The sequence below is a fragment of the Methylorubrum salsuginis genome, assembly GCF_900114375.1.
GTDB classification, from domain to species: Bacteria; Pseudomonadota; Alphaproteobacteria; order Rhizobiales; family Beijerinckiaceae; genus Methylobacterium; species Methylobacterium salsuginis.
Map to the genome: position 1 here is coordinate 76,405 of NZ_FOSV01000008.1, position 12,824 is coordinate 89,228.

The window sequence follows — 12,824 nt, forward strand, 5'->3', positions numbered from 1 at the left end:
CCGAAGGTTGGACGGCTGCAGCTGCGTTCCCCTCTCCCCGCAAGCGGGGCGAGGGGATGCACGGCTTTCCGGTTTGATCAACGGATGGCCGCCATCTCCCCCTCTTCCAGGCGCCGCACCACCGGCCCCGAGGTCCACACCAGCAAAGCCGTGATCCGCTTGCCCGGCCAGACCGCGGCGGCCAGCCGCGCGTAGAGTGCGACCTGGGCGGCCTCGCGTTGCGGGATCGGAGCGTCGTCCTCCGGCGGGCGACCGGTCTTGAAGTCGCAGAGCGTCACGGTGTCGGCGTCGACCACGAGGCGGTCGATGCGGCCGGTCACGTCGCGCTCGATCCCGTCCACCGTGAGCCGGCCCGACAGCGCGACCTCGGCCCGCGCCTGAGCCGAGAACAGCGGCGCCAGCTCCGGCATCGCGATCAGCCGCAGCACCGCGCGCACGAGTTCGTTGCGCTTGGCCCCGTCCAGGGTCGGGGCGCGGGCGCCGGCGAAGCGGGCGGCGGCTTCCTCCCGGCGGGCCGGGTCGATCCGGGGCAGGTGCTCCAGCAGCGAGTGGATCAGGGCGCCGCGGCGGCGGGCTTCCGCATCGCCCTGGCGGCGGCGCGGCTCGCGGTGGCCGTCCGCGGCGGCGAGCGCGCCCGACGGGCTCAAGGGCGGCGCCGCCTCTGCCTCGGGGGCGGCGGGGGCAAACAGCCAGTCCGGCACCGTCTCGGGTTCGGGGAGCGTCGCGGGCGCGGCGTGGCCGGGCGCGGCGGCCCCGCCCTCGCGCCAGAGGGTGATCGGCCCGTGCGCCGTCTCGATCCCCTCGCCGGGGCCGAGGTTCCGCTCCAGTCCGATGCGGACCATCTCGCACCACGAGGCCGGGGTCTCGCGGGTCGCGCCGCGATAGGGGGCGATGACGAGATGGTCGGCCGCCCGCGTCATGGCGACGTAGAGCAGGCGGTTGTGCTCCTCCCGCGCGCGCGCCTGGAGGGCCTGTCGGGCAACGGATGTCGCCGCGCAATCCTGCGTGCGCCCCCCGGTCCAGACCGGCGGGAGCGGGCCGTCCGCGGGAGCGTCGAGCGCCAGCAGCGGCGGGTCGTTGCGACCCAAGGGCTCGCAGCCGTCGATGACGACGACGACCGGCGCTTCCAGCCCCTTGGCGCCGTGCACCGTCATCACCCGCACCTCGTCGCGGCCGGATTCGAGGTCGCGCTTGACCGAGAGGCCCGTCTTGCCCCGGCCGGGGCGGGTCACGTAGTCGGACAGGAACGCGTCGAGGCAGGGCGCGGCATCCGCCCCGGCCTCGGCGTCGGCGGCCTGGGCGAGAAAGACGTCGATGGCATCGCCCGCCTCGCCGCCGAGCCGCGCCACGAGGCGGCTGCGCCCACGATGGGCCCCGAGGAGCGCGGCGTAGAAGCCGAACGGGCCGTTCTCGGCGGCGAGCCGAATCCACAGGGCCAGCGCGTCGCGCCCGCGGATCGCGGCTTCGTCACCGGCCTCCGCGTGGCGGGTGAGCGCGTCTTCCAGCGTCTCGGCGAGCGGGCGGCGGGCGGCGATGCGGGTGAGGTCGTCGTCGGTCAGTCCCACCAGTGGGGTCTTGAGGGCGGTGGCGAGCGTCAGGTCGTCGGCGGGGAGCAGGCCGGCGCGGCCGACCGCGACGAGGTCGAGCACGGCGATGTGGCCCGCCACTTCCAACCGGTCCTGGCCCGCCACCGGCACGCCGAGGCCTTTCAGCGCCCGGATCACCTCCTCGAACGCCGCCGAGCGCTTGCGCACGAGGATCAGCACGTCGCCGGGCCGCCAGACCCGGCCGCAAGCATCCCCCGTCGTGGTCCAGTCCTTGACCGCCCGGGCGATGCGGCGCGCCACGGTGATCGCGGGGGCGTTGGCCTCCGGCGCATCGACCGGGGCGGCCCAGGCATCGGGTTCTTCGGCCTCGGCGGGCTCCTCGATGCCCCACAGCTCGACCGCGCCGGGCACGGCGCCGCGGGCGGAGGCGTGGACGGTACCGGTCGCCCGGTCCTCGAAGGACAGGCCGGCGAAGTGCTCCGGCACCTTGAACACGGCGTCCACCGCCTTGAGCACGGGGTTGGCGGTGCGGAACGAGAGCGTCAGCCCGACATCGGCGAAGCCGATTCCCGCCTCCGTTGCCGCCTTGCCCCAGGCCCGCCGGGTCAGCTCGAACTCGCGCGGGTCGGCGCCCTGGAAGCTGTAGATCGACTGCTTAGGATCACCCACGGCGAAGCGCGTGCGCAGCAGGCCGCGGGCCCCCTCGCCCGCCGCGAACTCGGCGGTGAGCGTCCGAAGGATCTCCCATTGCTGCGGGTTGGTGTCCTGCGCCTCGTCGACCAGCACGTGATCGACGCCGCGGTCGAGCTTGTACAGCACCCAGGAGGCGCCGACGCGGGAGAGCAGGTCGAGGGTCTTGTGGATCAGGTCGTCGAAATCGAGGGCGCCCTGGCGGGTCTTCTGCGCCTCGATCCGGCGGTGGATTTCGGCGGCGAGCCGGTAGAGCCCCTCCGTGCGGGCGAGCGCGCGCGCGGCGCGGAGCGCGTCGAACAGCGGGATCAGGCGGGCCTGCTCGTCGAGAAGCGCCTGCTTCACCTCCGGGTCCACCGCCTTGGTGCCGAGGGACTTTTCGGCGCGGGGCTCGTCCTTGTCGGTGAAGAAGACCGAGCGGTAGGGCCCGAGCGCCTTGCCGGCGTCCAGGAGGCCGCGCGCTTCGGTGAGCGCGTCGGCCAGCCGTTCGTCGGTCGCCTTGCCGGTGCGGAGTTTGGCGGCCAGCGCCAGCCAGTCGCCGAGGTCGCCCCCCTCCAAGATGTCGCGCTCGATGGTCTCGACGCGGGCGCCGTCCTTGAGCGACAGCGCCCGCGGCAGCCGGGCGAGCGCGGGCCCGAGCGCCCGGTGGTCGGAAAACAGCGCGCGGGTGCGCATGGCGGCGCGGATCGCGTCGCGGAGCGTGTCGCCGGAGGCCTCGGCGCCGACTACGGCGAGCGCTTCCGAGAGGCCCTTGTCGCCGCCGAGGATGGCGTCGGCGAGCACATTGTCGGTCTCGATCTCGAACATGTCCCGTGCCTGGGTCTCGTCGAGCACGACGAAGCGGGCCGGCACGTTGGCCTCGAACGGGAACATGTGCAGCAGCCGCTCGCAGAGCGCGTGCAGCGTCTCGATCTTGAGGCCGCCCGGCGTCTCGACCGCGCGGGCGAACAGGCGGCGGGCGAGCCGCAGGGTCGCGCGGGCCGGGCGTTCGCCGGTGAGTTCGGTGAGTTCGGCGGTGAGCGTCGCGTCGTCCAGCGTCACCCAGCGGCCGAGGCGCTGAAACACGCGGATCGACATGTTGGCGGCGGCCGCCTTGGTGAAGGTGAGGCAGAGGATGCGCCCCGGCGGCGCCCCGTCGAGCAGGAGCCGCAGCACCCGGTCGGTCAGCACCTTGGTCTTGCCCGCGCCGGCATTGGCCGAGACCCAGGCCGAGAGGCGCGGGTCGGCGGCCTGGCGCTGGGCGAGCTTGGTGCGCTCGTCGACGACGAAACCGCTCACGCGCTCTCCCCCTCGCCCGCCAGCGACCATTCGAGGACGCGGGCCAAGTGATCGTAGTCGCTGTAGGCGCGCACATATTGCGGGAAGGGGCGCGACACGTAGGCCGCCTCCCCGGTCATGTAGCGGGCCAAGAGCCCGCGCAGGCGCGTGACGTGCTCCTGCACGATGACCTCCACCGCCCGCGCCTCGCCGGGCGGCGGCTTGATCGGGATCGGCCGGAACGGCTCGCGCCCGCCCGACGCGTGGACGTAGAGGAGATCGGGCACGGTCCCCGCGCGCAGGCCCTCGAAGGCGCCGTGCATCAGCATGGCGGCTTCCAGGGTGAGTTGGGGGGAGAAGCCGGCGAAGACCGTGCGGTTGGAGGGTGGCGAGCCGGTCTTGAAATCGACGATGCAGAAGCCGCCGTCGGCCCGCCGCTCGATCCGGTCGGCCCGGCCGGTAAGGGTGAAGGTCTCCGAGCCGAGCGGGATCACCCATTGGCCCGACATCTCGGGATGGATGCCGGCGAGTTCGGGGCGGCGGGCGCGCTCCCATTCCAGAAACTCGATCGCCATGCGCTCGTAGCGGGGGAACCACTCGGCGTAGAGTTCGGGGTACTGATCCTGAAGCCGGCCGAAGGCCTCGAGCGCGATCGTGTAGAGAAGCTGCTCGGCCAAATCCGGCAGCGGCCCGGCATGGGCGGTGGCGAAGTCGCCGAGGATCTTGTGGATCAGCGTGCCGCGCTCCGAGGCGCCCGGCACCACGGCGACCGGCTCCAGCGCCTCCAGTCCCAGCACGTGCTTCGCAAAGATCGAATACGGGTCGCGCACCAGCGTCTCGATCTCGGTGACGCTGAGGCGGCGCGGGAAGAGGGCCGGGTCGGGCTTGGGGGCCGGTCGCACCAGGCGCGGCGGGGCGGGCTCGCGGCCGCGGTCGAGCCATGCGGCGAGCCCCCGCAGGCGTTGGCCGCGGGTGAGCACGTCCTCCCACGGCCCCTCGCCGCCGAAGGCGCGCAGGCGCTGGAGGAAGCGCGAGGGCACCGTCGGCGAGCCCTCGCGCTTGGCCGCGCGGGTCAGCACCGCATCGTGGGTGCCGAGGAGCTGCACGAAGTCGTGCGCCGCCTGCCCGATCCGCCGCTCGGGCGGGCTCAGGCCCACTTGGCCCCGCATCGGCCGGTTGAGGAAGGCGTCGGTGGTCTGACGCACCGGCCACACCGCCTCGTCGAGGCCGCCGAGCACGATCCGGTCCACGGTCAGGAGCCGCGCCTCCAGCGGCCCGAGCAGGCGCAGGCGCGGATGCGCGTTCTCGCGGGCACAGGCGACGGTGCGGTCGCGGGCGAGGGCGGTGAAGACGGCGGCGTAGTCGCCGAAGCGGCCGGGCAGTTCCTCGTCGGCCGCCGCTTCGAGGTCGTCGAACAGCTGGTCGAGCGTGTCGAGGGACGGGTCGTCGATCTCGTCCTCGGGGCCATCCAGCATCCGCTCGCAGGCCTCGCGGTGGAGGGCGGCGAGCGCCACGAGGTTGCCGACGGCCGGCTGCCGGTCGGTGCGGAACGCGCCGAGCGCGATCTCCAGCCGGTCGAGAACGGAGGCCGCCAGCTCCCAGTCGATCGCCTTGAGCCGCCTTTTCGCCCGCGGCACCCGCCCGGTGGTGGTGCGGTTGAGTTCGAGGGCGGTGCGCATGCCGTCAAAACTGTTCTTCGGCACCGGGGCGGGGCCGCGCAGGCCCCCGATCTCCAGCGCCGCGCCCGCGCGCACCACCTCGCTGCGGGTCAGCCCCAGGCGGACGAAGGGGTGGGCCAAGAGCGAGATGACGCGGGACGGGGCGGGCTCGGCGGCGAGTTCGGCCACCAGCCGGGCGAAGCGCCCGCCCTGCGAGCGGCCGAGCCCGAGACCCGCGGAATCCTCCGCCACGATCCCCCAGCGGGCGAGTTCGGCCGAGACGCGCAGGGCCAGCCCCCGGTCGGGCGTCACCAGGGCGGCGGTGGCGCCGGGCGTCTCCAGGGTTTCGCGCAGGGCCAGCGCCGCGACCAGCGCCTCCTCGCGCTCGTCCGCGGCCTCGACCACCGCGAGGCCCGCAAGGCCCTCGCGGGCGAGCACCAGCCGCTCGGCCGGGTCGAGCCCGGCCCAGGCGTCGGTGGTCTCGGCCGGGCGCAGGGCCTGGGACAGCAGCTTTTCGCGAGCGACCGCTTCGGGCGGCGGATCGCCGAGCGGCGCCACCGCCTCGCGGCCGACACTGAGCGCGCTGCGGCCCATGAGTTGGCGCAGGATCGCCTGCGGATGGCCGTGGGCGGCCTCCTCCGGGTTGCCGCCGCCGTCGATGGCGTCCCAGCCCTCCGGGTCGAGATGGAGGTCGAGGCCGGGCAGGACCACGGCCCCGCGGGGAAGGCGCGCCACCGCGGCGATCAGCCGGGCGGTGGCCGGGACCGAGCCGGTCGAGCCCGCCACCACCACCGGATCGCCGGGCCGCTCGCGCGACAGCCGGTCGGCCTCGGCCAGCACGAGGCGCCGCGCCCGCACCGCCGGGTCGGCGAGCGAACGGGCGGCGAGGATGCCGGGCCAGTTCTCGGCGGCGATGCGCAGGAAATCGAGGGTGAGGCCGAAATAGCGGGAATGCTCGGCCTCGACCGCGGCGCCGATCTCGTTCCAGGGCAGGCCCTCGACGGTGAGCGCGTCCATCAACCCTTCGAGGTCGGCGGCGAGCGCCACCGCGTCGGCGGGGGAGGACGGCACGAGGAAGGGTACCTCGTCGTCGATGGGTAAGAGTTCGCGGTCCACCGTCTCGGCCCATTTCTGGACGAGGCGGGCCAGGATCAGCCGCCGCTCCAGGGGGGCGACGGCCGGATGCAGCAGCTCCTCCGGCGTGTCGAGCAGGGCGTTGGCCGAGAGGTCGAGCTCCGCCTCGTCGGCCTCGCCCAGCGGGATCATCCGCGGCAGCAGGGCCGCCCCGCCGAGGCGCTGCGCCAGCACGGTCGAGAGCGCCCGCACGGCGCGCTGCGTCGGCAGGTAGAGCGTGACGGAGGCGAGCGCGAACGGATCGTCGCCGAGCGTGCCGACGAGGCGACCGGACACGAGCGCATCGGCGAGCGTCGGCAGGAACGGCGCACCGGGGGGAATGGTGAGGACGCGGGCGGCGGTCATCGCGATCTTCGTGGAGAGGCGATCTGGCGTTTCACCGCCGCTCGCCTCCGGTCCATCTCAGCCGAACATGGCTAAAGCTTCTTCAAACGTCGGCACGGACTCGTCTCGGGCCGAATGAAAGCGCCCGGCGTGCCGCGACCTCGGTCCGGCTCGACCGTTCGAGCTTTGTTCTAGCACGGGCGCAGAGGATATGCAGCCGCCTGCTCCCATCTCTATCCGAATCGCGCCAGCAGCCCCGCCCCATCGACCCCCAAAGCCTCGGCGATCTCGGCGAGCGCCGCCTGTTCCTTCTCGCCGATCCCCTCGTGGTCGGCGACATCCGCCGCGAGGAGGAAGACGTTGCGGCGCTGCTCTTCCGGGCGGTCGGCGATGGTGGCGATGCGCACGAGGTTCTCGGCGCGGCCGGCGCGGGTGCGGGCGCGGCCGAGGCCCTCGTAGAGGGCATGCTCCAGCATCAGGCTGTCGTAACCCTTTTCCAGGATCGGGTTGGCGCGCAGGCCCGCGAGCGCCGTGTCGAACTCCTCCGACATCACCTCGCCGTCGGCGACCGCGACGTTGGCGCAGGCCGAGACCCCCGCCTGCATCAGGCTCTCGTCGCCGGCGTAAGCCGTCAGCGTGCGGCGGAACCGCTCCACCGTTTCCGAAATCAGACCCATTCCCGCCCTGCCGTCATTTCCGAACCGGCTTCAACACGCCGCGCGGCCTCCGGTTCACGGCACCTGGGCGCTTTGGCGGACTCGCGCTTCCGCCGCCGCGATCGCGTCGGGCGTGCCGACATGGAGCCACTGGCCGTCGAGGCGAAGGCCGTGCAGGCGGTTTTGCTTGGCCGCCCGGTCGAACAGCAGGGTGAGCGAGAACGAGCCCTCCGGCGAGTCCTCGAAAAGCTCCGGCTTCAGGATGGCGACGCCCGCGTAGATGAAGGGCGCGACCTCGCGCTCGCCGCGCCAGGAGAGGCGCCCGTCGGCATCCATGTCGAAATCGCCCGCGCCCTCGTAGCCGAGGCTGGTCGCCGTCGGCGCGACCAGCAGCAGGATGTCCATGGTCTCCGGGTTCCAGGCCTCGATCAGCCGGGGCAGGTTCGGGCGCGGCCCCTCCAGCCAGAACGAGTCGGAGTTGAACACCACGAAGGGCTCCGACCCGATATGGTGCAATGCCTTCTTGATGCCGCCGCCGGTCTCCAACAGCGCCGCGCGCTCGTCGGAGACGATCAGCGCCGGGCCGCCGACGCGGTGGGAGAGATGGCCCTCCATCAGGTCGGCGAGCCAGTGGACGTTGACGATGGCCGTCTCGATCCCGCCCTCGGCCGCCCGGTCGAGGGCGTGGTCGATCAGCGCCTTGCCAGCGACCTCGACGAGCGGCTTCGGCACCGTGGCCGTGATCGGCCGCATCCGCTTGCCGAGGCCCGCAGCGAGCACGAAGGCACGCGTGATTCTTTTGGGGTCGGTCGCGTCATTCATGGCGGCCATCGGCGGGTTGGAGACAGGATCAGGCGGAGGGCGCCACGAGGCTCGGGAGCTGGCTCTCGTGCCAGGACCGAAGGGGCCCGAGCGCCGGATGGGCGAGGTTGCGGGCGAGATACCCCTCGATCCGCGGCAGGTGGGCGAGATAGCCCGGCTTCCCGTCGCGCTTGTCCAGCCGGGCGAAGATGCCGAGGATCTTGGTCGCGCGCTGCGCCGCCAGCACCGCGTAGGAGCGGGCGAAGGCCTGGAGATCGAAGCCCGGATCGCGGGCGCGGCGCTCGCGGATGTAGAGGCCCAGCAGCCGCAATTCGAAATCCGCGCTGCAATCGACGCGGGCGTCCTGCAAGAGCGAGGCGACATCGTAGGCCGGGTGGCCCATCACCGCATCCTGGAAGTCGATGACGCCGACCCGCTCCAGCCCCGTGCGCTCGGGCAGCCAGATCAGGTTGGGTGAGTGGTAGTCGCGAAGCGTCCAGGTCCGGCGCTCGGCGAGCAGGTCCTTGAGGGCGTCGCCCCAGAGTGCCACGAATTCGCGCCGCGCGTCCGGCGACAGCTGGGTGTTGCGGATGGCCGGCGCATACCATTCGGGCATCAGCTCGGCCTCGAACAGCAGCGCCTCTTCGTCGTAGCGCGGCAGGACGTGCTCGATGCCGTCCGCCACCGGCACCCGGTCGGGCAGGTCGGTGGCATGGAGCTTGGCGAGCAGGCGCACGGCCTCCGCGTAGCGCTCGGGCCGCGGCGCGCCGTTCTCGACCACCGGCTCGGCGCCGAGATCCTCCAGGATCAGCAGCCCGGCCTCCAGATTCTCGCCGAGGATTTTGGGGGCCGACACGCCGAGGCCGACCAGGGCGCGGTCCATGCCGACGAAGGCGTGGATGCTCTCGGCGAGCTTGACGATGGCGCTGTAGGGCTTGCCGTCCTTCACCGGCGGCCCGTCGGGGCGCGGCGGCGCGATCATCAGAACGGCGGTCTCGCCGCCGGGCTTCACCAGCCGCTCGTAGGCGCGCGAGGAGGCGTCGCCCTGCATCGGCACCCGCTCGGCTTCGTCCCAGCCGGTGCGGGCGATCAGCGCGCGCACGGCGCGGGCCCGGTCGATGCGCTCGCGCATCCCCGGCGTGCCGTCGATGCGCACGAGGCGGGCGCCCTCGCCGTATTCGGGCCGCAGCGAGAGCTCGACCGAGAGGATCTCGCTGTCGCGCGGGCCCAATCGCTCCGGCCACTCCACCAGGGTGATGGCGGTCTCGGCGAGTTCGTCGAAGCCGAGTTCGACCAGCTCGTCGGCGCTGCGCAGGCGGTAGAGGTCGGCGTGGATGATCGAGCGGCCGCCCCGGCCCTCGTAGGGCTGCATCAGGGTGAAGGTCGGGCTCGGGACTTCGAGGCGCGGGTCGCCGGCGAGTTCGCGGATCATCGCCCGGGCGAGCGTGGTCTTGCCGGCTCCCAGACCCCCTGAGAGCGCCACGAGATCGCCGGGCAGGAGGAAGCCCGCCAGGAAGGCCGCCATGTCCTCGGTGGCGCCCTCCTCCGGCAGCAGCACCTCCCAGGCCGGGCGCCGCGGGGGCGTCTCGGATGAGGCAGCCCCGGCCGTGCCGTCCGTGTCCTCGCTCAACGCCTCAACCCTCCGCACGCGCCGCCGGATGCCCGATCCGACGGTTTCGACCGATCCTAGCAGGGGATGATTAACCGGATTTTCCAGAGGATCGCCCCGGATCTGAGATCCGGGACGATCCGCTCGGTTGCCGGGGCGCATCGGATTGTCCCGAAAGCCGAAAAACCCCCTTCCGGGCCGATGCTCAAGGAAGGCGAAACCGAATGGTTGCCGCCAAGCCCCGACCGCGAAGCGACGTCCGGTCAGGTCGGTGGGGCCTATTCGGCCGCCTCCAGGCTCGCCGCGGCCCGGTTGTCCGGCGTCTGCCGGTTCGTCGACGGGCGGGCGGGCTCGGCTTCAGGCCCGGCCCCGGGGAGCTGCCCGTTGCCCGGAGAGGGCTCGGCGGGGAAGAAGCAGCTGACCCGGGTGCCGCGGCCCGGTGCCGAGGTGATCTCGACCCGGCCGCCATGCAGCTCGACGAAGGAGCGCACGATCGACAGCCCGAGGCCCACGCCCCGGTGCTTGGTGCCCAGCGTGTTGCTCTCGAACCGGTCGAACACCCGGTCGATCACCTCCGCCGGGATGCCGCGGCCCTGGTCGATCACCGAGAGCGTCAGCGCGCCGCCCTGGCGGCGGGCCTCGACGCGCACGTGCTGGCCGGATTCGGAGAAGCCGACCGCGTTCGACAGAAGGTTGAACAGGATCTGGCGCACCCGCTTGCCGTCGGCGAACACGCTGCCGACGCCGTCCGGCACGTCGAGATCGAGGCCGATATGGGATTCGGCGAGCCGGTCCTCGATGCCGCGGACGGCGGCCTCGACGGTGGCGCGCACGTCGATGGTCTCGCGCTGGAGTTCGAGCGAGCCGGCATCGATCGAGGCGAGGTCGAGGATATCGTTGATGATGACGAGCAGCGCCGCCGACGAGCGCATGATGTGCTCGGAATACTCGCGCTGGCGCTCGTTGAGCGCCCCGACGGTCTCGTCGCCCAGCAGCTGGGTGAAGCCGATAATGTTGGTGAGCGGCGAGCGCAGCTCGTAGGAGACGTGGTGGACGAAGGTGTCGCGCAGCTGCGAGGCGCGTTCCAGGGCGTCGTTCTTCTCGGTGAGCGCGCGCTCGACATTGGCGCTGGCGGTCACGTCGATGAAGGTGAGCAGGGTCGCGCCGAGCGGCAGCGGCTGAGCCGAGCAGTCCAGCACGGTGCCGTCGTTCATGTCGAGGCGGCAGGCATGGCCGCTGCGGGAATCAGACAGGCCGGTGATGGCCTGCCGGATGCCGGCCCAGGCACCCTGGTCGGGCGTCAGCGTCCGGCAGGCGGCGATGACGGCGTCGACATAGGGCTTGCCGGCGAGCGTGGCCGGATCGATCCGCCACGTCGCCGCGAAGGCGCGGTTGGCGACCGTGAGGCGCCCGTCGGCGGCGAACACCGCCACCGGTTCCTTCAGGGCCTCCAGGGTTTCGGCCTGTTCCTTCATCAGCGCGTCGTAGCGCGAGGCGAGCTTCATGCTCTCCGAGACGTCCTGATACAGGTAGGTCAGGCCGCCCTGCGGGTTGGGGTCGGCGAGCACGCGCAGGGTCCGCCCGTCGGGCAGGTACCAGGGCGTGTCGGTGGCCTCCACCGCGCGGTAGGCGGCCAGCACCTCGGCCTTCCACGAGCGGAAATCGGCCTGTTCGGGCAGTTTGCGGTCGGCGCGGAGCCGATCGAGGATTTCGCCGTCGAGGGGTTTCGAATCGAGGAAGGCCGGATCGAGGTCCCACAGGCGCTGGTAGGCGGCGTTGTGGAAGATCAGGCGCTGGCGCGCGTCGAACATCGCCACCGCGGTCGGCAGCTGGTCGAGGGTGCGGACGTTGGCGTCCATCTGCCGCTGCAGGTCGGCCCGCACGCTCTCCAGCTCCGACACGTCGACGGCGATGCCGACGCGGCCCGTCTCGGTTTCGCTCTCGCAGACGTCGAGGGTGCGCCGCGCCCCCGCGACCACCGCGGAGAGGCGCAGGGGCTGGGGCCGGGCGGCGCTGCAGGCCTGGCGGCGGGCGATCTGCTCGCGGGCGGCGCGGTCGAGCAGCTCCAGCCCGCTCTCCACCACCGCCTCGCGGTTCGGCGCCTCGACGGCGGCGGCGTAGGCCGTGTTGGCGAAGGCGAGGCGCCCGTCCGGCGCCCGGTGCCAGACCGGCTGCGGGATGGCGTCGAGGAGGCCGGCGAGCGCCGCGAAGCCGCGCTTGGCCTCCTCCAGCGTGCCGCGCAGCTCGATCAGCTCGCGCCGCTCCTCCGTGGTTTCGCGCAGGCGCAGCAGCGCCCGCCCGCCGACGGCGCCCCCCTGGGCCTCGATGTAGCGCCCGGCGAGGCTGCGCAGGTTCATCCGGAAGCCGGTGCCGCGCTCGCGCAAGGACGCCACGGCGGATTCGAGGAGCTGCGCGTCCTGGGCGGCGAGCCAGGACTGGAAGGCGAGGAGCCGCCGGGCCCCGTTCTGGGCACCGCGGATATCCGCCGCCCCTCCCCGCAGATCCTGGGCGAAGCCGGCATCGCCCTCGACCGCGGGTTCGCCGCGCCCGGCCCAGGTGATCAGCACCTGCCGTTCGGAATGGAGCAGCATCTCGGCCCGGTCGTGAGCGCCGCTGAGGGCGGCGAGCGCATCCTGCAAGGCGCGCTCGCGGCGCATCCAGCGGCCGCGCTCGCGCATGTGCAGCAGCGACAGGATCGTCGCGAAGACGGTCATCCCGATCAGCACGGCCAAGCCGGCGGCGTTGTGCGTGTGCATCGGTCCCAGCATCGACCCCGCGCCGCTGGACGGAGCCTCCTCGGCCGCCGCCGCCAGCGGCGCCGCGATCACGAGGACGCCGGCACGCGTGAGGACGCGCGCCGCCCGTTCCAGACCCATCCCAAGCCCCCGATACCCGAGCCGGACGAACGACGCCGTCCGGGCAAAGGCATCCCGTCACGCCCGGCGAGAGCCGGGGCGCGGGCGCCCGCTTCGTTTCATTCGCCGCCATCCTAACGCGGGGGGGATTCCGGCTGGAAGCGCCTTTGTGAGTCGGAAGGGGACCGGGCCGCATTCGGATGCGGCGGGGCGCAGAAAAGCCACAGTAGATTTGGGGCCTCAAGCGCCGGCGCCCGCGTCCGCGGGCTTAGGCTTCTCGCTCCGCTCGACGC

The 12,824-nt window shown here is 72.9% G+C and carries 6 protein-coding genes; all 6 read right to left on the reverse strand.

The features are described 5' to 3' along the window. Positions 1–77: 77 nt before the first annotated feature. Complete coding sequence (gene addA, locus BM140_RS11690; protein ID WP_244535396.1) at positions 78–3,515, reverse strand: double-strand break repair helicase AddA; 3,438 nt, start codon at positions 3,513–3,515, stop codon at positions 78–80. Then, positions 3,512–6,631 carry a double-strand break repair protein AddB gene (gene addB / locus BM140_RS11695; RefSeq protein ID WP_091945926.1) on the reverse strand — a complete coding sequence of 1,040 codons (3,120 nt, stop codon included), beginning with the start codon at positions 6,629–6,631 and terminating at the stop codon, positions 3,512–3,514. The genes addA and addB overlap by 4 nt, the downstream gene beginning before the upstream one ends. A gap of 212 nt (positions 6,632–6,843) precedes the next feature. Beyond that, positions 6,844–7,287, reverse strand: a complete 444-nt coding sequence (locus BM140_RS11700) for a tellurite resistance TerB family protein (RefSeq protein WP_091945929.1) — start codon at positions 7,285–7,287, stop codon at positions 6,844–6,846. 54 nt (positions 7,288–7,341) lie between these two features. Further along, positions 7,342–8,088: a nucleotidyltransferase family protein gene (locus BM140_RS11705; protein WP_091945931.1), complete on the reverse strand. Its 747-nt coding sequence runs from the start codon at positions 8,086–8,088 to the stop codon at positions 7,342–7,344. 28 nt (positions 8,089–8,116) lie between these two features. Continuing rightward, positions 8,117–9,697, reverse strand: coding sequence for a tRNA (adenosine(37)-N6)-threonylcarbamoyltransferase complex ATPase subunit type 1 TsaE (tsaE, locus tag BM140_RS11710; protein WP_244535397.1), 1,581 nt, complete (start codon positions 9,695–9,697; stop codon positions 8,117–8,119). 257 nt (positions 9,698–9,954) lie between these two features. Then, positions 9,955–12,552 (reverse strand): sensor histidine kinase, encoded by a 2,598-nt coding sequence (locus tag BM140_RS11715; RefSeq protein ID WP_091945935.1) that lies wholly within the window; start codon positions 12,550–12,552, stop codon positions 9,955–9,957. Positions 12,553–12,824 lie beyond the last annotated feature (272 nt).